The following is a 19,791-nucleotide window of genomic DNA, read 5'->3' as shown; positions in this document are numbered from 1 at the left end:
GGGCGAACTGGCCCGCGCAAAACCGGACGCCATCACGATGGACGAGGCCGGACGCCTGTTCTGGAAAGACGCCCCCGTCGGCCAGCTCGCCCCCGGTTCGGATATTCTTCAACCATCGGCGCGCCTGACCGGCGGAGAGCTGGGCTCGAACCCGGCGCAGGAGCGCGCCCGGCGGCGGCTGGAAACCTGGCTGCACGGCGAAATCGCCCGCGTGCTCGCCCCGCTTCATGCGCTGGACACGGCGATGAAAGAGGAACGCGTCACCGGCCTGGCGCGCGGTCTGACATTCCGCCTCCGCGAAAATTTAGGCGCGCTGGACCGCCGCAGCGCCGCCTCCGAAATCGCGCAACTGTCCGGGTCCGAACGCCGCGCCCTGCGCGCCGCCGGCGTGCGCATCGGCCGGTTCAGCCTGTTCGTTCCGGCCTTACTGAAGCCCGAACCCGCGCGCCTGCTCGCCCTGCTGACGCAGGCCGGGGACCCGGAAAGCCGTCATTTCCTGCCAGCGCCGGGACTCACCTCCGTTCCCGCCCGCGCTGACCTGCCCGCCCAAACCGTGGCGGCGGCCGGCTTCCGCCGCTGTGGGCCGCGCGCCATCCGGCTGGATAGTCTGGAGGCGCTGGGCGCGGAACTGGCGAAAGCGCGCGAGGCGGCGAAAAATCAGCCCGGCTTTGAACTGACCCCGGCCATGACCTCGGTCCTTGGCTGTTCGGTCGAGGATCTGCGCGGCGTGGTGAAATCGCTGGGCCACGCGGTGGCGCGAAAGCCCTCCGAAACCGAGGCGGGCGAGACCCTGCCCGAACTCTGGCGGCGCCGCGCCGCCAAGCCGCGCAAGGCGAAACCGGCGCCCAGGCCGCCTGCGGATTCGCCGTTCGCCGCCCTTTCACAGCTCAAGCCCGCCCGGCCCGCGCCGCGACGAAAATCACGCGCGCCCAGGCGAAAGGCCGATAAATCCTGATGGAGCCGGCGGAGAAAACCGTCCGCGTGGATGTCTGGCTGTGGCGCGCGCGTTTTTTCAAATCCCGTTCGCTCGCCTCGAAATTCGTGCGCGACGGACGTGTGCGTTGCGGCGACGGAGAACATGCCAGAAGACTCGCGCGGCCTTCTGCTGTAGTGCGGCCCGGAGACATTTTGACGTTCGCGCGGAATGGCGGGATCATGTGCGTGCGGATCGCCCGTCTGGGCGACCGCCGCGGACCGCCGGCAGAGGCGCAAACGCTCTATGACACCGTGGAGGCAGATAAGTCGTGATGGACGTTCTCAAATCCCTGTTCGGAGGCAAATCCAGAGCCGCCAATGAGGACGAGCTGTCGCCGCACGTCGCCGCAACCGCCCTTCTGGTCGAAGCGGCGCTGGCCGACGGCATCTACGCGCACATGGAGGCCGAGCGAATCAAGCAGATCCTCAAAGAGGCGTTCGATCTGGAAGAGGCGGAGGCCGAGGCCGTTCTGAGCGAAGGCGAGGATCTGGCCGAAGAGGCCGTGGACCATTACCGCTTCACGAAAATCGTGAAGGAAAATCTTCCGCTGGAAAAACGCGAAAAACTCGTCGAACATCTCTGGTCCGTGGTTTTCGCCGATGGCGAGCGCGCCGCAGAGGAAGATTCATTCATTCGCCGCGTGGCGCCGCTGCTGGCGGTTGAAGACCGGGCGCGGGTCCTGGCCCGCAAACGCGCCGAGGACGAGGCGGACGCCTGAGGGCGGACGCCCTCGGTGCAGAGAAGATTCAGCAAAGGCCGAACATTCCATGACGGATAAGACTTCCGAACAGACGGGCGAACAGGAAATTGGCGAGGAAATCCTCGAATCCGACGCCATCGCCGGCGACGACATGCTCAATATCGCCATCCAGTACGCCCCCCGCGACGTTGACGCGCCGCGCAGCGGGCCGGTCCAGGTCGGCTGGTTGCTGTCCGAGCGCAAGGGCGCGGTGATCTATGACCCGCCGGAGCGCGTGCGCTCGCCGGAGATGAGCAAGCGGCACGCGAAGTCCGCCTCCCGCTGCCCGGCCGTTCTGAATCTGGAAAGCCGCTATTTCGCGGTGAAATGCCCTTACGACATCCATCTGCGCTTTGGCCGCTCGCAGGACGGCAAGCCGCGGATCGCCAGCGTGAACGGGGAAGCCTCCGCAATCCGTCCGTCCAAGCTGAACGAATATGTCCATCTCGTGCGGGAGGTCGAATGGCGCTATCCGGCGCGTCCGACCATCCAGCTGAAGCTCCCTTACGTCTTCATTGCGGACGAGCCGGTCTGGATGACCCAGACTTCCGCCTTTCTTCATTACCGCCGCCAGCAATTGCCGGGCACGATTTTCGGCGGCCGCTTCCCCATCCATGTCTGGCCGCGCCCGTTGATGTGGGCCTTCGAATGGCACGACACCACGCAGGACCTGATCCTCAAGCGCGGCGAACCGCTGTTCTACTGCATGTTCGAGACGAACGCCCCCGAACGCCCGATCCAGATGGTCGAGGTGGAGAAGACCCCCGATCTGGCGGACTATATCGAGCTGATCTCCGGCGCGGTGAACTACGCCAACCAGACCTTCTCCCTGTTCAAGAGCGCCGAGGCGCAGCGTCCCTCCCGCCTCATGAAGCCGAAAGTGCGCAACTAGCCGCTCAAGCCCCTTGCTGATGCTTGGCATGGCGCGCCGTTGACAAACACGGCGCGCCGCTACAAGTGCAATACGCGCCCGAGAACCGCCAAAAACCTGAAGTTTTCCGATGACCTATATCGTCACTGACGCCTGCATTCGCTGCAAATATACCGACTGTGTCGAAGTCTGCCCCGTCGACTGCTTCTATGAGGGCGAGAACATGCTGGTCATCCATCCGGACGAGTGCATCGATTGCGGCGTGTGCGAGCCGGAATGCCCCGTCGAGGCGATCAAGCCCGACACCGAGGACGACCCGGACAACAAGTGGCTGGAGGTCAACACGGTCTACGCCAATAAATGGCCGAACATCACCGTGCGGAAAGACCCGCCCGAAGACGCCGAGAAGTTCGATACCGAAACCGGAAAATACGAGCGTTTGTTCTCTGAAAAGCCCGGAACCGGCGACTAGTCTCGCCCCTCAAGTCACGTCCTGCGGCTTTACTTGAACCTTTCCGCATTGCGGGAACGGATTGTTTTTTATCGTTTTTGTGATATAGTCCCCGGATGTTCGCCCCGCATCTGACCCAATTTGGTCTCGCAACGCGGGGCGTTTCGTCTTGGCAGCTTCCGAACGAAACAGAATTGCGACCCATTTTACGCCGCAATGCTTGACGCTTCGGCGCGCCATCTCGGTCAGAGCCGCCCGGCAAACGGGCTATGGGGCTTGGTGCATAAGAGAGTTTTATGAGCAAGAAAACAGCCGACAACGATAACAAGTTCGATGAGGGACAGCACATCGTCTATCCCTCGCACGGCGTGGGCGTGATCACCGGCCGGGAAAAACAGACCGTGGCCGGTTTCGATATCGAGGTCTATGTGATCTCGTTCGAGCAGGACAAGCTGATCCTTCGCGTTCCGACGAACAAGGCGACGCAGGTGGGCATGCGCCCGCTTTCGAACACCAAGGTCGTCACAGAGGCCATGAAAACGCTCAAGGGCAAGGCGCGCGTGAAACGGACCATGTGGTCCCGCCGCGCCCAGGAATATGAAGCCAAGATCAATTCGGGCGATCTGATTTCCATTGCCGAGGTCGTGCGCGACCTGCATCGCGGCGACGACCAGCCGGAGCAATCCTATTCCGAGCGTCAGCTCTATGAATCCGCGCTGGACCGCATGGTTCGCGAAGTCGCCGCGGTTGAGGAAATCAACCACGACAAGGCGCAGGAAAAGCTGACCAAGACGCTGGCCAAGCGCGCGGAAGCCAACGCCGCCGCGTAAAATACAGCGCCTTCAGGCACTACGCATATTTATGAAAAACGCCCGGCCACTGCGCCGGGCGTTTTTAATTATGGCTGAAAAGTGAACCGGCGCCCCCTCCCGCGCGTAAACACATCTGAAACAGATGACCGCAGCGACGAGAGCGCCATGGCTTCCACCGCGACGCGTACCGCAGATCCCGACCGCCGGATGATCCGCAAGGCAATGAACACGCCGATGCTGGAGGCGGATGAAGAACTGGCTCTGGCGCGATCATGGAAAGAGAGCGCGGACGAAAAAGCCCTGCACAAGCTCACCGGCGCCTATATGCGGCTGGTCGCGGCCATCGCCGCGAAATTCAAGCAATATGGCCTGCCCTATGGCGACCTCGTCCAGGAGGGCGCGGTCGGCCTTATGCAGGCGGCCGAGCGGTTCGACCCGGACCGCGGCGTGCGTTTCTCCACTTACGCATCATGGTGGGTGCGGGCTTCTATTCAGGACTATGTTCTGCGCAACTGGTCCATTGTCCGCACCGGCACGACCTCCGCCCATAAATCGCTGTTTTTCAATCTGCGCCGTCTGCGCGCCCAGATTGGCGACACGGATGAGCTGCTTTCCAGCGCCTCCCGCGCGAAAATCGCGAAAGAGCTGGGCGTCAGCGAGGACGATGTGGAGTTGATGGCCGGCCGGCTGTCCGGCGCCGATCCGTCCCTGAACGCCCCGCTGGGCGGCGAGGACGGCGACGCGGCGCGGCAGGATTTTCTGGTCGACGACAATGAGAGTCCCGAAGACACCTATATGTCGGTTCATGACTCCGTCTGGCGCAATGACCGCCTGCGCTCGGCCATGGAGCGCGCCCTGAACGAGCGCGAACGCTTCATCATCGCCAAACGCCGCCTGAACGAGGACGGCGCGACCCTAGCCAAGCTGGGCGATATCCTGAATCTTTCCAAGGAACGGGTCCGCCAGATCGAGGCGCAGGCCTTCTCCAAACTCAAGAAAGCCCTGACCGAAGAGGCCGATCCGCGCGAATCCGGCTTGATCCCGGCCGCCTAGTCCAAAATCTCGATCTGTTCGGGATGGTCCACGGTGATCATAGGCCCGTTGCGCGGCTCCACCCAGCCGCGCACGCGCAGGCGCGCGCCTGACAGCGCCGCGGGGTCAATGCCCGTCCCCTCGAACCGCGCCAGCGAGTCCTCATGGATCGCCACGGTAAAATCGGTGCGGTAATCCAGTCCAAAATTCAGATAGGTCCATTCGCGCACTTCGGCGGTTTCCACCACGATCCCCTCGACGATCTGGAATGTATCCAGATGTTGCGCCAGCCCGTTCGTATCCGGCGCCCGCACTATGAATGCGCCGTTCCCCCAGTGCCCGCGCCCGGCGCGCCGCGCCTCCGCTTCCACCGCCTGCAAGGCCCGCGCATCGCCGGAATCCCCGGCCACGGACTCCGCCAGCAGCCAGCCCCCGCGCACCATTTCCCCCTGCGCCCAGCGTTCCGGTTCTCCCGCGATATAAAGCTGCGCCACGGCCCGCCCGTAACGGTCCCGCGCCGGCCCGCCCTCGCGCAACAAAACCGTTTCGCCCTCCGCCAGCGCCTCCAGCGCCGCCCGGCTGGTCTCGCGCTCCGCCAGCTCTTCCGGGGCGGCCACACCCGCCAGCCGCACGGTCAGCCCGGTCTCGAGCTTCAGCGTCACCGGGCTTTCCACCGATGTCACGCGCCCGGTTTCCGCCGCCTGCCACGCCGCGTCCGCGGCGCCGCAGGCCGCAATCGCAAGCAGGCAGATCGGCAAAAGGACGGCTTGAAGTCGGCGGGTCATGGGGCGCACAATCAGCCGGACCGCGACAGGCGCGCAAGAGGGCAACGCGAAAATGGGCCAATTCACAATCGACCTCTACTGGTCCTTCCGCAGCCCCTATTCCTATCTGGCTGTGAAACAGCTCGCCCCGCTGCGCCGGCGCTGGGATTTCGACATCCTGCCGCGCATCGTCCTGCCTATCGCCGTGCGCGACCCGGACCTCTACGCGAAAAACATCAATCCGGTCTGGATGGCCTATACGCTCACCGATGTTCCACGTCTGGCGGAGATGCTGGGCCTGCCCATGGCCATGCCCGACCCCGACCCGGTCGCCATAGACCCGGCCACCGCCCAACCCATGGCCGACCAGCCCCATATCCACCGCCTCTCCCGCCTTGGCGCGGCTGCGGCCGAGATGGGCCGCGGCCTCTCCTTCATCGATGAAGTCTCAAGCCTGATCTGGTCGGGCCAGCCCTGGACGCAGGATGACGCCCTGGCCGACGCCGCCGCCCGCGCGGGCCTCGACCTCGAAGAACTGGAAAAGCGCGTCACCGCCCACCCGGACCGTTTCGATATCCTGATATCCGACAACCAGAAGGCGCTGGACGCCGCCGGCCACTGGGGCGTCCCCACTATGGTCTATGACGGCGAGCCCTTCTTCGGCCAGGACCGCATCCCCGTCCTGATGTGGCGCCTGCGCCAGAAGGGGATGAAAGAGCGGGAATAATAGAAAACGTGGCGACCCCGGCTGGATTCGAACCAGCGGCCCCGGGATTAGGAATCCCGTGCTCTATCCTCCTGAGCTACGGGGTCGCATGGCGATGCCTATAACAGCGGCGCGCGAGGCGGGCCATAGGGACGAAACGCCGCTTTTGCATTCGCCCGCCGCGCCTCTACCATGCCTGTAAGAATACAAACGCCGTTCCTGATGGGGGTTCGCCAATGACTGTCCGTTTCGCCGCCGCGTGTATCGCCGCGCTGTCCGTTTCCATGTTCGCCGCCCCGGCCGCCGCGCAACCGGCCGAAACGGAGGCCGCACCGGAAACCGCCGCCATCGGCGGCGGCGGGCGCCCCGTGGGCCCGGCATGGTCGCGCAGCCCGGTCATCGCCGAACACGGCATGGCCGCCACGGCGCAGCCGCTGGCCAGCCAGGTCGCCATCGACATTCTCAAGCGCGGCGGCTCGGCCGTCGACGCCGCCATCGCGGCGAACGCGGCGATCGGCCTGATGGAGCCGACCGGCAACGGCATCGGCGGCGATCTGTTCGCCATCATCTGGGATCCGGAGACCGAAAGGCTCTATGGCCTCAATGGCTCGGGCCGCGCCGCGCTGGGCCGCGACATCGAAGAAATGCGCGCGGAAGCCGCCGCGATCGTCGGTGAAGGCAACGGCATCCCGCCGCTCGGCTCCCTGCCCGTTACCGTCCCCGGCACGGTCGACGCCTGGTTCGAGATGCATGACCGCTTCGGCAAGCTGGAAATGAACGAAGTTCTGGCCCCGGCCATCGGCTACGCCAATGACGGTTTCCCCGTCTCCCCCGTCATCGCCTTTTACATGCAGTACAATCTCGCCCGGTTTGAACAGAACCTCCCCATGATGGAGGAGTTCGACAATGCGCGCGCGACCTATTTCGAGGGCGGCGCGCCCGAGGCCGGCGAAATCTTCTCCAATCCTGATCTCGGCAATACGTTCTCCCTGATTGCAGAGGGCGGCCGCGAGGCTTTTTATGAGGGCGAGATCGCCCGCATGATCGACGCCTATATGAAGCGCATCGGCGGCGACCTGTCTTATGAAGACTTTGCCGCGCATGAGAGCGAATGGGTCGAGCCCGGCTGCATCGATTATCGCGATGGCTATGCGCTGTGCGAACTGCCGCCCAACGGCCAGGGCTTCGCCGCGCTTCAGATGATGAACATACTGAAGAATGTCGATCTCTCGCAGTGGGAGCGCGGTTCCCCCGAAGTCATCCACTACATCACCGAGGCCAAGCGCCTGGCGTTCGAGGATGTCGCCCGTTTCTACGCCGATCCGGATTTCTCCCCCGCCCCCCTCGACTGGCTGCTGTCGGACGCTTACGGACAGGAACGCTTCGCCCTGATCGACCCCGAAAAAGCGGCCGCCGAATTCACCCATGGCGAACCGCCGGTCATCGAGCCGAAGCTGGAGAGCGACGGCGACACCACCTATCTCACCGTCGCCGATTCCTCGGGCATGATGGTCTCCCTGATCCAGTCCAATTATCGCGGCATGGGTTCGGGCCTCGTGCCGGACGGTCTCGGCTTCATGCTGCAGGACCGGGGCGAGCTGTTCAGCCTCGAAGACGGCCATCCCAATGTCTATGAGCCGGGCAAACGCCCCTTCCACACCATCATCCCGGCCTTCGCCATGAAGGACGGCCAGCCCTGGATGAGCTTCGGCCTGATGGGCGGCGCCATGCAGCCGCAGGGTCACGCCCAGATCATGGTCAATCTCGTCGATTACGGCATGAACCTTCAGGCCGCCGGCGACGCCGCCCGCCTCAATCACAGCGGCGGCAGCTCCACCACCTCCATCGACGGCGACCCGCTCGGCACGCTCCACCTGGAAGCAGGCATTCCGGACGCTACCGTCGAGCGCCTCCGCGCCATGGGCCACAATGTCGAGATCGTCTCCGACGGCCTCATGTTCGGCGGCTATCAGGCCATCACGCGCGACCTCGAAACCGGCGTCTATACCGGCGCCACCGAGATGCGCAAAGACGGCATCGCCATCGGCTATTAAGGGATAAAAGGTGGAGTTTCTCGGGGAAGTTAGCGCTCTCCGGAGTTCGCCTGTTTCTTACTTCCCTAACCTCTGCGGCCACCGGGCCGTGGAGCCAAATGCGTAACCGAAGACATCAACCCACCCGTCATCCTCCGACGGAGCGAAGCGGAGATCGGAGGACCCAGTTGAAGTCTTTGCGCCCGACGTTCCCTGGGTCCTCCGGTCAAGCCGGAGGATGACGGTTGAGAGTGGCGGAGGGTAGAAAAAGTCCCCTCGCCCCCGCGAGGGGGAGAGGGCTTGAGCGCCCAATCTTTGATTGGCCGTGCGAAAGGGTGAGGGGGCGGCTCGCAAGATAGAGCGCGCCCTTCAACGCCTCCCCTCATCCGCCCTTCGGGCACCTTCTCCCCTCCATAGGGGAGAAGGGACTTGAAAAAGGACGACCCTACCCTGCCGCTTCAATCACTTCGAGAAACGCCGCGCCGTAGCGTTCCAGCTTCTTGCCGCCAACGCCGTGTATGCGGCCCATGGCGGCCAGAGAGGTCGGGCGCTCGGCGGCCATTTCGATCAGGGTGCGGTCGGCGAACACCACATAGGCCGGCACATTGGCCTCCCGCGCCAGTTCGGCGCGAAGCCCGCGCAGCGCCTCGAACAATTCGCCGTCGCGGCTGGAAAGCTCGGGCGAGGCGGCGCTGACCGTCCGCTGGCGGGCGGGTTTCGCGCGCAGCCGTTCTTCGCGCAGACGCACGGTCCGTTCGCCGCGCAACACCGCCGCGCCCTTCGCGGTCAGGCGCAGGCCGCCATATTCGCCGATATCCATTTCGGCCAGACCGGCCGCGTAAACCTGCCGGATCAGGCCCATCCATTGCGTTTTCGGCCGGTCCGAACCGGCGCCGAAAGTGGGGATCGCATCGTGGTTCCAGCGCCGCGCCGCATCCGTGTCCTTGCCCGTCAGAACGTCGGCGATGTGGGCCGCGCCGAACCGCTGACCGGTGCGGTAGATCGCCGACAGGATTTTCTGCGCCTCAATCGTCCCGTCGAAGGACCCGGCCTCGCTCTCGCAAAGATCGCAGTGGCCGCAAGGCTCTTCCAGCGTATCGCCGAAATAGGCCAGCAGCGTCTGGCGGCGGCATTCCGGCGCCTCGGCCAGCGCCAGCAGCGCGTTCAGCTTCTGGCGCTCCAGCCGCTTCTTGTCCTCGGAGGCGCCGCTCTCGTCGATCTGGCTCTGGCGCAGCTTGATATCGCCCCAGCCATACAGCGTCAGCGTGTCAGCGGGCAGGCCGTCACGGCCCGCGCGCCCGATCTCCTGATAATAGGCCTCGATGGTCTTGGGCAGCGCCGCATGAGCCACGAAACGCACGTCCGGCTTGTCCACGCCCATGCCGAACGCCACGGTCGCGGCCATCACCACCGCGTCCTCGCGCACGAAGGCGTCCTGGTTTTCGCTGCGTTCGGCGGCGTCCAGACCGGCGTGATAGGGCAGCGCCCGCACCCCGGCGCCGCGCAGCGCCCCGGCAATCGTCTCGGTCTGCTTGCGGGAGGAACAATAGACGATCCCGCTCTCCCCCCGGTGCCGGCCGGCCAGATCCAGTATCTGCTTCGTCGCGTTCTGCTTGGGGGACATCGCCAGCCGCAGATTGGGCCGGTCGAACCCCTGCACGAAAATCTTCGGCGGCCGGGAAAACAACTTGGCCGCAACATCGTCCCGCGTCGCCGCATCGGCCGTGGCGGTCAGCGCCATCACCTGATTGGCCTCGATCGCGGTCCGCGCATCGCCCAGCGCCGCGTATTCGGGCCGGAAATCATGCCCCCATTCGGAAACGCAATGCGCCTCGTCAATCGCCAGCAGGCCGACTCCGCATTTGGCCAGCCGCGCCTGCGTCCCCGGCCCGGCCAGACGCTCCGGCGACACATAGAGCAGCCGCAGCGAGCCATCGTTCAGCGCATCCGATATGCGCTCATTCTCTTCGGGCTCATTGGCAGAGTTCAGCGCCCCGGCTTCCACCCCATAGGCGCGCAGCGCGGCCACCTGGTCGCGCATAAGCGCAATCAGCGGGGAGACAACAACGGTCAGCCCGCCGCGCGCCAGCGCCGGCAATTGATAGCAGAGCGACTTGCCCCCGCCCGTCGGCATGACGGCCAGAACATCCTCGCCGCGCAGGACGGCGCGCACGATCTCTTCTTGACCGGGCCGGAAGCCCGCGAAGCCGAACACCTCATGAAGAATCGATTCAGGGTCACGCATGCTCTCGCGTCTAGCGGCGCGCGGCCCGCGAGGCAAAGCGCCAAAGCGTCACCAGGGCAGTTCCTCGCCGCGATAATCGAAGAAACCGCCGGACTGTTCCGGGCGCAGCGCATCAATCACCATCAGCAGGTCCGCAGCCGCGGTTCCGGCTCCCGCACGTTCAGGCCCGATTTGGCGAACGGCTGGGACAGTTTCGTGTCCACCGTGCCCGGATGCAGCGCCGCGATCACCGCCGCCCTGTTCCGCCGTTTCAATTCGACAGACGCGGTCTTCACGAACTGGTTCAGCGCCGCCTTGGAGGCGCGATAGCTGTACCAGCCGCCAATCCTGTTATCGCCGATGCTGCCAACCTTGGCCGACAGGCTGGCGAACACGGATTTTCCTTCCTTCGGCAACAGGGGAAGTATGTGCCTGATGAGAAGCGCGGGGCCAAACGCGTTGATCGCGAACGCCTTTTCCATATGGGCGAGATCAATCTCGCTCCAGCTTTTCTCCGGGGCGAACGCTTCATCATGCAGAAAGCCCGTGGCGTCGACGATCAGGCGGATATCCGCGCCGCTTTCGGCCAGTCCGGCCGCGGCGCGTTCAATACTGGCGGGATCGGTCAGATCCAGTTTCGCTTCGCCGGAGCGGCTCAGCGCGATCACCTGATCGAACGCCGGAGACGCTTCAAGGGCGGCGGAAAAAGCGCGACCGATGCCGCCGCTCGCGCCGACCACCACGGCCACGCCGCCTCTGGGAAAAGAAGAAAGACTCATGCCTGCCATGCAAGCAGAACTATGGCGCGGGCCCGCCCCGGCAAGGCGTTTGCCCGCTATATGTCCGGCTTGCCGCGCAGGGATTTCTTGTGGGCGTGCTGCTTCTTCGCATCCAGCCGTTTCCGTTTCTGGGACGGAGTAACCCCGGTGCGCTTGCGCTTCTTGGGCGGCTCCGCGGCGCGGGCGACCAGATCGTTCAGCCGGGCCAGCGCGTCAGCGCGGTTTCGCGCCTGTGTGCGATGCGTGCGGGCGGTGATCACCAGCACGCCATCCTTGGTCATCCGCTTGCCCGCGATCCGTCGCAGGCGCGCAAATACCGGGGCCGGAATGGAGTCGGAGCCTTTCGCGTCGAAACGCAGCTGCACCGCCGTCTCGACCTTGTTGACGTTCTGCCCGCCGGGACCGGAAGCGCGAACGAACGACTCCTCGATCTCCGACTCGTTAATGCGGATATGCGGGGCGGGTTCAATCATGTTCGCCCGCCAACGCCCGCCGCATCAGCTCCGTGTCCGCCAGCATTTCCTCGAAGCCCGACCAGTCATCGTCCCCGGCGATTTTCGCCCACAGCGCGGCGTGGTCTTCGTAGACCAGCGTGCAGGGATGGCCGCGTTTGAAATAGATATGTTTGAGGCGATCCCGGTCCTCGGCGGCGTGATTATCCAGTTGCGCGCGGAACGCATCGAACGCCTCGCCCTGATAGCGCGCCGCTTCCGGGCTTTCGGCGGCGCGGCGTTCGGATTCCTTGCCGCAATACCAGTCATAGAAAAACCGCTCCCACGGCGCCTGGCTCTCGCGCAGGAAGGCCAGCAGGGACTGAAGCAGTTTCGTATCGGCCTCTGCGCCAGCGCTCAGCACGCCCAGACGCTTCAGGAAGGCGGCGCGGGTTTCGTCCTGATAGGCGTCGGGGAAGACGTTCAACGCCTCGACCAGCGGTTTCGTATCTTCGACGATAGCGCTGAGGCAGGCCGCCAGCTGCTGCATCGTCCAGAACACCGAATCCGGCTGCCGTGCATAGGCGTACAACCCGCTTTCGTCGAAATAGGCGGCGGTGAAACCGGGCTCATAATAGGGCAGGAAGCGCCAGGGACCGTAATCGAAGCTTTCGCCCGTGACGTTGAGATTATCGGTGTTCAGAACGCCATGGACGAACCCTGCGGCCATCCATTGCGCCGTCAGGCGCGCGCTGCGGCGAACCACATTTTCAAGAAACCCCGCGGCGCGGTCATCGCCTTTCCGGCCTTCCAGCTCGGGATAATAGGCGCTGATGCAGTGATCCAGCAGGGCCTGAATGCGCTCTGGAGATTCCTCAAACGCATGGCGCTGGAATGTGCCGATGCGGATATGGCTCCAGCCCAGCCGGGTCAGCACGGCGGAACGCGCCGGCGAGGGCTCGTCATGCCGGACCAATTCCTCGCCCGTCTCGTAGAGCGCGAACGGCTTGGATGTTTCCACGCCCAGCGCCTCCAGCCTTTGCGCCGCCAGCACTTCCCGCACACCGCCCTGCAGCGTCAGGCGTCCATCGCCGCTGCGCGAATACGGCGTCTGGCCCGATCCCTTGGTGGCCAGGTCCAGAAGCCGGTCCCGGTCATCGCGCACTTGCGCGTAAAGAAAGCCCCGTCCGTCGCCGATATCGGGATTGTAATGCCGGAACTGGTGGCCGTGATAACGCAGCGCCAGCGGCTGGCCCAGATTACCCTCAAGCGGCTCGAAACGCGCGAAATGCGCGCGCCATTCATCGTCGGTCTGGTCGCCCAGCCCGACGTGCCGCGCCCAGCGGTCATTGCGAAAGCGCAGCCGCTCCTCCGGGAAGACGGCCGGCTTCACTTCGTCATGAAAGCCCTCCCCCAGCTCCAGAATGCGCGGGTCGGGCCGATAATCGGAGACAATATCGCTCATGGGGCGGACATGGCCGCCCGCACGGCTCAGTGCAAGCTTTTCCCGGCCCGGCGGTCGAGACGGCCTTCGATCGCGTCCACAATCACCGCCCGCAGCGCGCGCCACGCCTCGGCGCGCGGCTCGTCGCCCAGATCCTCCATCTCCTCCACCGCCTGGGTGGCGTAAATGCAGGCCTGCGCGCCGTGGCGGTCGACAAGAAGATGGGCGATCTGGGTGAGGTCTTCAGCGGTGATCTGGGACATCTGGGGTCAGGCTCCGGTTGGAAGGTCAGTTTTGCCAGATAGCGGAGCAAACGGAATGCCAGAGCCAAGCTATTGAAATTATTTGAAATTAAGTATGACGCGGACGGATTTGCCGGGCAGGAAACACCCTATGCGGCGTTCAGTTCCGCCCCATAGCCCTCCTCGGCCAGCCAGCGGCGCTCGGCCCCGGTCAAAGCGCGGCCCAGCACGGCGTTGCGGGTCGGAAAGCGGCCGAATTTTTCAATGATGTTCAGATGGGCGCGGGCATGACGGGAATTGTTCTCATCGCCCAGCCGTTCTGCGTAAAGCATCACGCTTTCGGCCTGCGTTTCCGCGTCTTCGGCGTGCATGAAGGGCGTATAGAAAAACTGCCGGACCGGCCCCTCTATCTCCAGATCCCGGTTCGCGCCGACAATGCGGCGGGCGGCGGCCAGCGCCAGCGGGTCATGTTTCCAGCTCAGCGCGAGGCCGCGATAGATATTGCGCGGGAACTGGTCCATCAGGATGCACAGACCCAGCGCCGCCTCGGCGTCATCTTCCCCCAGATGCGGACCCGCCTGAAGCGCCGTCACGGCCGCCAGGATCCGGTCGCCAAACCGGATTGCGATTTCCGCGTCGAACACCGGATCGGACAGAAACCAGGCCTGCGGCCCCGCCGACCGCCAGAACGCCGCAATGGATGTCAGGTCAGAAGCGGAGATTGCCGCCATTGATCGCCTCGTAGGCCGGCCCGTCCAGCGGCTCGTACCGCCCGGTTTCCGGATCAAGATAGAAGAGAGGCTCGCCCACTTTCACCGGATCGAAGCCGTCTTCCTTCAAATCCTTCTTGCGGTATTTGAACGTGCCGGTCGTGTCCGGCTCCGTCCGCAGGCGCAGGAAGATGGGGCGCGCATAGGCCGGCAGGTCTTCCTTCAGGCGGAGCATCAGGGAATCGAGGTCGAAATCATCGCCGGTCGTGATCGCCGCCATGCCGGCGCGGCCGTCATAGCCGGGAACCTTCACGCCATACACAACGGCCTGCTCGACGCTGTCCAGAACGCCGATCGCTTCCTCCACCTCGCTGGTGGCGACGTTCTCGGCCATCCAGCGGTAAGTGTCGCCGATCCGGTCGATGAAATAATAATTGCCCAGCTTGTCGCGCTTCATCAGATCGCCCGTGCGGAACCAGGCGTCGCCGGTCTCGAACACGTCGCGAAGGATCTTCTTCTCCGTCTCTTCCTTGTTGGCGTAGCCATCGAAGCGGTAGCGCGGATCGCCCGGCTTGATCTCGCCAATCGCCTCGCCGACCTCGTCCGGCTCAACTACGATGGCGTGGCCTTCCGCGTTGCGGACCGGTTCGCTGGTTTCGACATCGTGGCGGATCAGTTCGATATTGAAGCGGCTCTTGAGATAGGGCGCGACGCGGCCGATGGAGCCGGGCTGGCCGCCAACATTCAACAGCGCCACATTGCCCTCGGTCGCGCCATAGAATTCCACGATGAATTCGATGCCGGTGCGCTTGACGAAACGCGTCCAGACATCGGGGCGAAGGCCGTTTCCGATGGCGCAGCGTATCTGGTGCTCACGTTCTTTCGGGGTGGAGTCCTGCGCCATCAGGAAGCGGCACAGCTCGCCCACATACATCAGGATCGTCGCCTTGTAGCGGATCGCCTCGTCCCAGAAGCTTGAGGCGGAGAAACGGCGGCGAACAATGACCGCGCCGCCCGCCATGATCGCCGTCCCGACGCCGCACAGCCCGCCCGTGGCGTGATAGAGCGGCAGGACCATCATCACCCGGTCTTCGTCATTGGACCGGGAGGCGACGGCGAACGTGTTCATGTAGGTCAGGACCCGCGTATGGGTCATACGGGCAACCTTGGGCAGCCCCGTGGTGCCGCTGGTAAACATTTTCAGACAGGTGTCTGCCGCCTTTTCGCCCGCCCTGCGGTCGCGCGCGGGGCGGTCATCCGGCTGGCCTTCCAGCGCCTCTTCAAAGCTGCGGCCCGGGCAAGCCCCGCATGCGAACCAGTCGGTCGGCATGTCTTTCAGTTCGCCGCGCGCGGACTCGAAATTGTCCTGCAGGTCCACATCCACGATGATGTGTCTGGCCTCGGCGATCGTGATCGTGTGGGCCAGCGACGACCCGAACAGCTGATTGTTCAGCAGCGCGCCGACCACGCCGACCTTGGAAAGCCCGTACCAGATCGGAAAGTATTCGATCCGGTTCTGCATATAGATCGCGACCGTATCGCCGGGCTTCAGGCCCTGCGCCACGGCCCAGTGGGCGACGCGGTTCGCATAGGCGTCCATCTCCGCATAGGTCCAGACCGTATCGTCTTCCATCAGGGCCGGACGGTCGGCGTGCCGGTCCACGGACTCCTCGATCTGGTCGACGGTCAGCAAGTCCGGATCGCCCTGCACCTTGCTGACCCGCTTGAGAATGCGCGCCAGGCTGGTGATGTATTTGACCTCGCGGGAGACCGCGCCGAACAGACCCATTATTTCCTCATTTCCCGGAAGATATCGCCACAGACAGAACTTATCGGGGGCCGTTTAACCGTCAATGAAATGACGCCGCGCACCCCGCGCCTTTATGCCTCAGGCAAAACATTCAGAGAGAAAATCGCGCATCGCCTTCCAGGCCAGATCCGCCGACTTCTCGTTATAGACCGTGCCGAGATCCGGGTCGTTGGCGTTGGGATTTGTGAAAGCGTGCATGGTGCCGCCATAGGCGTGCAGCCGCCAGTCCGCTTGCGCCTCGCTCATTTCCTTTGCGAAACCAACCACCGAATCCGGCTCCGCCATCGGGTCGTCCCAGCCATGCAGTGCCAGAACCTTCGCCTTGATCCGGTCGGCCTTGCCGACCTCCGGCGCGTTGAACAGGCCGTGGAAGCTGATGACGCCGTCGACGTCCTCCCCAGTGCGGGCGATATCCAGAATGCACAGGCCGCCAAAGCAGAAGCCGATGGCCGCGACATGGTTCTGGTCCACGTCCGGCATGCCGCGCACAAGGTCCAGCGCCGTTTTCAGGCGATCCTGAAGCATGGCGCGATCTTCCAGGAATGGGCCCATCAGCTTCTGGTTTTCCTCAACGCTGGAACCCAGAACGCCCTTGCCATAGAGATCCAGCGCAAAGCCGGTATAGCCCAGCTCCGCCAGGTCCCGGGCGCGCTCATTCTCGAATTCGCCCCGGCCGGCCCATGCGTGGGAGACCAGAACGGCGGGGCGCGGACCGGGCACGGAATCGTCCCAGGCCTTGAAGCCCTGCAACGCCGTTCCCTGATGTTCGTAATCGACGGTTTCGGTCTGGATGGTCATCTCGGCGTCGCCTCCTCGCGGTTATAAGTTCGAGGATAATAATGGCGTGCGCGGGCGGCGCGTTCCACCGGCAAGCTGTCAGAAAAAAACGGCCCCGCGCGAAGCGGGGCCGGAAAAGAAAAGTCGCTAACCGACGACGGGAATGCCCGTGGTCTGAACGGACTTTAACAAAATTGAACATAACCGCAAGGATTAATCTCGGTTAATAAATCTCTGATTCAAAAGAATAGCGCGGAAATCCGTGACATTCACGCCCGTTGGGCCAGTAATAATTTTGTCCCCGAGGTCGTCAAAAAGACTTGCACTGTCGAATCCCGCCAACATGGCGGCGGGGTCCAGTCCGGCCTCGACCGCGCGCGGCAGCGTCGCCGGACCGACATAGGCGCCCGCCCCTTCCGCCCGGCCATCCAGCCCGTCCGTATCCGCCGCAAGGGCGAATATTCCGGGGGCGCGGTCCAGCGCCAGCGCCAGGGCAAGCGCGTAATGCGTATTGGGCCCGCCCCGCCCGCTCCCGGCGGGCGCGGGCGCTGTCACCTCGCCGCCCGAGAGCAATAATAACGGGCCCTCGGCCGCCGGAATCGCGCGGATTTTGCGGGCGTGATCGCGGGCGACCGTTTCCGCGTCGCCCTCAATCGCCTCGCCCAGTATTTCAACATTGACGCCGGCGCGCTCCGCTGCCCGCGACGCCGCGGCCAGCGCCTCGCGCGCCGATCCGATAAGGCGCACCGGGCCACGCGCCGCCTCGCCCTCCGCCTGCGCCGGCCATCGCGCCGGCGGCGGCACATTCCACCGCTGTAAAATCGCCGCCGGGTCCCGCGCCGGTCCCGGCACGGTCGGGCCGGAAGCGACCAGCGCCGGATCATCTCCGGGCACGTCCGAAATCACGAAGGTTGCAAGGCGAGCGGGAAAGGCCGCCCGCGCCAGGCCCCCCGCCTTGATGTCAGACAAGGCGCCGCGCACCGCGTTCAGATCGCCGATCGGCGCGCCCGCCGACATCAGGGCGTTCAGCAAGTCCGCCTTTTCTTCCCGGGCTACGCCCCGCGGCGCGCACCAGAGCGCCGAGCCGCCGCCGGAAATCAGGGCAATCAGGAGATCGTCAGAGCCGAGCTCTGCGGCCTGAGCCAGCGCCCGCCGCGCCGCGGCGGCGCTGCGCGCGTCGGGAACCGGATGCCCGGCCGTCTCGACGCGTATGCGGCGGAGCGGCCGCTCATAGCCATCGGGCACGACGACCTCGCCCGACAGCTTGCCCGGCCACAGGGCCTCCAGCGCCTCGGCCATCAGGGCGGAGGCTTTGCCCGCGCCCAGAACCAGCGTGCGGCCCTTCGGCGGTTCCGGCAGACAATCGCCCATGCGGGCGGCCGGGTTCACCGCGTCCAGCGCGATCGCCAGAAGGCTGCGCAGAAACCCCCGCGGATCTCCGGGGTCCAGCGAAGCGGCGTTACTCGGCAGCGTTGTCCTCATACGTCATGGCGTGGCGCATGGCGTGGAAAATATAGTTCTGCTCCACCACGCCGGTCAGCAAGTGCGCCCACGGCCCCTTTGCATAAATGGGAACGTCGTCGCCAGTATGGGTTTCGGAGCCCGAGGGGACCAGCGCCTGTTGCCGGAAGTCCTTGTCCCGGACATCGACATCGGACAAATCGGGGCGTTCGCCGTCAACCGCGCCCGGACCATTGGCGTAGCCCAGCGTGGTATAGGGCTTGCCGTCCTGCGCCTTGATGGGGGCGGCGGGCGTTGCGGCGAGGCCGAGGATGGGATTGCCTCGCGCCGGATAGCCGGAAATCGTCAGGGTGTGGCCATGATCGGCCGTGACCACGATCAGCGTCTCCGCCGGATCGACTTTCGACAGCGCCATTTCCACCGCCTTTGAAAACGCGACGGCGTCCGTCAGGGCGCGATAGGCGTTTCCGCCATGATGGGCGTGGTCGATGCGTCCGCCCTCCACCATCAGGAAGAAGCCGTCTTCGTCCGCGGAAAGAATATCTATCGCCTTGGCCGTCATTTCCGACAGGGACGGCTCTCCGGCGGGATCGTCCGCGCGGTCGGCGTCATATTGCATGTGGCTTGGCTCGAACAGGGCCAGAACGCGCGGCGCGGCGGCAGCATCCAGCGCATCGAATTGCTCGCGATTCCAGACATAGGCGCCATTTTCGCCAGCCTTTTCGACCCATTCCGCCGTCAGGTCGCGGCCGTCCAGCCGGTTGCCGAATTCGCCCTCATGTTCCGGGTCGGCCATGTCCTCGGGCAGGAAGCCGGCCCGGCCGCCGCCCATCGCCAGTTCCAGACCGTCGCCGGCCGGCCATTCGATCAGCTGACGCGCAATGTCCGGGCAGGATTCGCGCAGGCCTTCCGGCACGTCGTCATCCGACTCCCAGTCGCGTTCCGGAACGTGGGCATAGACCGTCGCTGGGGTCGCGTGGGTAATCCGGGCGGTGGAAACCAGGCCCGTCGCCTTGCCTGCGGTCTCGGCGATTTCAGCCAGGCTTTGCAGGCGGTTCGGCGCATCCGGTCCGCAGTCGGACGGCTGGGCGTCCAGCGTGACATTGATCATGCCGCTGCGGGTTTTGGAGCCGGTCATGATGGCTGTCGCGGTGGCCGCGGAATCAGAGACCTGGAAGTCATGGGAATAGGTTTTGGACAGGCCCGTATAAGGGAATTTCTCGAACGACAACGCGTTGGATTCGCCGTCAACGCCGCGCAATTGACCGTCGAGGATGCGCGCCGCGGTGGCGGTGGAAGTGCTCATCCCGTCGCCAACGAACACGATCACGTTCTTCGCCCGGCCCGTGACCGGGGTGCGGGCCAGATGCTCGGTCAATGCCGCTCGCGCGTCCGCGGCGTAATCCTGCGGCGGCTCGGCGGGTTGGGCGGCGATGGCGGCAGAAAGCAAAAGCGTGGTCAGCATTGGTCGATTCCCATGCGGTCGGGTTGGGTTCGGACCTCGCTAACAAGGGTTTATGACGCTTTGG

General features: G+C 64.7%; 18 protein-coding genes, 1 tRNA gene and 2 pseudogenes. 9 read left to right on the top strand and 12 right to left on the bottom strand.

Annotation, left to right across the window (positions count from 1 at the left end):
- From H2040_RS03705 to H2040_RS03675, 7 genes and pseudogenes are all read left to right on the top strand, one after another.
- Positions 1-955, top strand: a pseudogene (locus tag H2040_RS03705) (helicase-related protein); the annotation flags it as partial.
- Positions 955-1,248: an RNA-binding S4 domain-containing protein gene (locus H2040_RS03700; RefSeq protein WP_287154567.1), complete on the top strand. Its 294-nt coding sequence runs from the start codon at positions 955-957 to the stop codon at positions 1,246-1,248. The pseudogene H2040_RS03705 and the gene H2040_RS03700, both read left to right, overlap by 1 nt.
- Positions 1,248-1,694, top strand: a complete 447-nt coding sequence (locus H2040_RS03695) for a tellurite resistance TerB family protein (protein ID WP_022696368.1) — start codon at positions 1,248-1,250, stop codon at positions 1,692-1,694. The genes H2040_RS03700 and H2040_RS03695 overlap by 1 nt, the downstream gene beginning before the upstream one ends.
- A gap of 133 nt (positions 1,695-1,827) precedes the next feature.
- Positions 1,828-2,607, top strand: coding sequence for a hypothetical protein (locus H2040_RS03690; protein ID WP_033310227.1), 780 nt, complete (start codon positions 1,828-1,830; stop codon positions 2,605-2,607).
- Between the two features lie 109 nt (positions 2,608-2,716).
- The gene (gene fdxA / locus H2040_RS03685; RefSeq protein WP_022696366.1) at positions 2,717-3,058 is read left to right on the top strand and encodes a ferredoxin FdxA; all 342 of its coding nucleotides are present in this window, start codon (positions 2,717-2,719) and stop codon (positions 3,056-3,058) included.
- Positions 3,059-3,333: 275 nt separating this feature from the next.
- On the top strand, positions 3,334-3,867 hold the full coding sequence (locus H2040_RS03680) for a CarD family transcriptional regulator (protein WP_022696365.1): 534 nt from the start codon (positions 3,334-3,336) through the stop codon (positions 3,865-3,867).
- Positions 3,868-4,014: 147 nt separating this feature from the next.
- Positions 4,015-4,902, top strand: a complete 888-nt coding sequence (locus H2040_RS03675) for an RNA polymerase factor sigma-32 (protein WP_022696364.1) — start codon at positions 4,015-4,017, stop codon at positions 4,900-4,902.
- Here H2040_RS03675 and H2040_RS03670 read toward each other — a convergent pair.
- A complete protein-coding gene (locus tag H2040_RS03670) occupies positions 4,899-5,666 on the bottom strand; it encodes a thermonuclease family protein (RefSeq protein ID WP_287154552.1) in 768 nt (255 codons plus the stop codon). The genes H2040_RS03675 and H2040_RS03670 overlap by 4 nt on opposite strands.
- A 52-nt stretch (positions 5,667-5,718) precedes the next feature.
- Between H2040_RS03670 and H2040_RS03665 the strand changes: the two genes are divergently transcribed.
- Positions 5,719-6,372 (top strand): 2-hydroxychromene-2-carboxylate isomerase, encoded by a 654-nt coding sequence (locus H2040_RS03665; RefSeq protein WP_287154550.1) that lies wholly within the window; start codon positions 5,719-5,721, stop codon positions 6,370-6,372.
- A 9-nt stretch (positions 6,373-6,381) separates the two neighbouring features.
- On the opposite strand, the gene H2040_RS03660 is transcribed toward H2040_RS03665, so the two are convergent.
- Positions 6,382-6,458 (bottom strand) — tRNA-Arg (locus tag H2040_RS03660).
- Positions 6,459-6,587: 129 nt separating this feature from the next.
- Here H2040_RS03660 and H2040_RS03655 point away from each other — a divergent pair.
- Positions 6,588-8,405 (top strand): gamma-glutamyltransferase family protein, encoded by a 1,818-nt coding sequence (locus tag H2040_RS03655; protein WP_287154548.1) that lies wholly within the window; start codon positions 6,588-6,590, stop codon positions 8,403-8,405.
- A 424-nt stretch (positions 8,406-8,829) separates the two neighbouring features.
- Here H2040_RS03655 and recQ read toward each other — a convergent pair whose 3' ends face one another.
- From recQ to H2040_RS03605, 10 genes and pseudogenes are all read right to left on the bottom strand, one after another.
- Positions 8,830-10,629, bottom strand: a complete 1,800-nt coding sequence (recQ, locus tag H2040_RS03650; RefSeq protein WP_287154546.1) for a DNA helicase RecQ — start codon at positions 10,627-10,629, stop codon at positions 8,830-8,832.
- 48 nt (positions 10,630-10,677) lie between these two features.
- Positions 10,678-11,387, bottom strand: a pseudogene (locus H2040_RS03645) (SDR family NAD(P)-dependent oxidoreductase).
- A 56-nt stretch (positions 11,388-11,443) separates the two neighbouring features.
- Entirely contained in the window at positions 11,444-11,860 is a 417-nt protein-coding gene (gene arfB, locus H2040_RS03640) for an alternative ribosome rescue aminoacyl-tRNA hydrolase ArfB (RefSeq protein ID WP_287154542.1), read from the bottom strand.
- Positions 11,853-13,283 carry a protein adenylyltransferase SelO family protein gene (locus H2040_RS03635; protein WP_287154540.1) on the bottom strand — a complete coding sequence of 477 codons (1,431 nt, stop codon included), beginning with the start codon at positions 13,281-13,283 and terminating at the stop codon, positions 11,853-11,855. The genes arfB and H2040_RS03635 overlap by 8 nt, the downstream gene beginning before the upstream one ends.
- 26 nt (positions 13,284-13,309) lie before the next feature.
- Positions 13,310-13,525, bottom strand: a complete 216-nt coding sequence (locus H2040_RS03630) for a hypothetical protein (RefSeq protein ID WP_022696354.1) — start codon at positions 13,523-13,525, stop codon at positions 13,310-13,312.
- 128 nt (positions 13,526-13,653) lie between these two features.
- On the bottom strand, positions 13,654-14,235 hold the full coding sequence (locus H2040_RS03625) for a DUF924 family protein (protein ID WP_287154537.1): 582 nt from the start codon (positions 14,233-14,235) through the stop codon (positions 13,654-13,656).
- Positions 14,213-16,003 carry a long-chain-acyl-CoA synthetase gene (locus tag H2040_RS03620; protein ID WP_287154535.1) on the bottom strand — a complete coding sequence of 597 codons (1,791 nt, stop codon included), beginning with the start codon at positions 16,001-16,003 and terminating at the stop codon, positions 14,213-14,215. Before H2040_RS03620 ends, H2040_RS03625 begins: the two co-directional genes overlap by 23 nt.
- A 99-nt stretch (positions 16,004-16,102) precedes the next feature.
- Positions 16,103-16,822 (bottom strand): dienelactone hydrolase family protein, encoded by a 720-nt coding sequence (locus H2040_RS03615; RefSeq protein WP_287154533.1) that lies wholly within the window; start codon positions 16,820-16,822, stop codon positions 16,103-16,105.
- Between the two features lie 192 nt (positions 16,823-17,014).
- The gene (locus tag H2040_RS03610; RefSeq protein ID WP_287154530.1) at positions 17,015-18,283 is read right to left on the bottom strand and encodes a glycerate kinase type-2 family protein; all 1,269 of its coding nucleotides are present in this window, start codon (positions 18,281-18,283) and stop codon (positions 17,015-17,017) included.
- Entirely contained in the window at positions 18,261-19,727 is a 1,467-nt protein-coding gene (locus tag H2040_RS03605; protein WP_287154528.1) for an alkaline phosphatase, read from the bottom strand. The genes H2040_RS03610 and H2040_RS03605 overlap by 23 nt, the downstream gene beginning before the upstream one ends.
- Positions 19,728-19,791 lie beyond the last annotated feature (64 nt).

The sequence above is a fragment of the Euryhalocaulis sp. genome (assembly GCF_013911995.1).
GTDB lineage: Bacteria > Pseudomonadota > Alphaproteobacteria > Caulobacterales > Maricaulaceae > Euryhalocaulis > Euryhalocaulis caribicus.
Note: the sequence above shows the minus strand (reverse complement) of the source record. Positions and strands in the feature narration are given on the sequence as shown.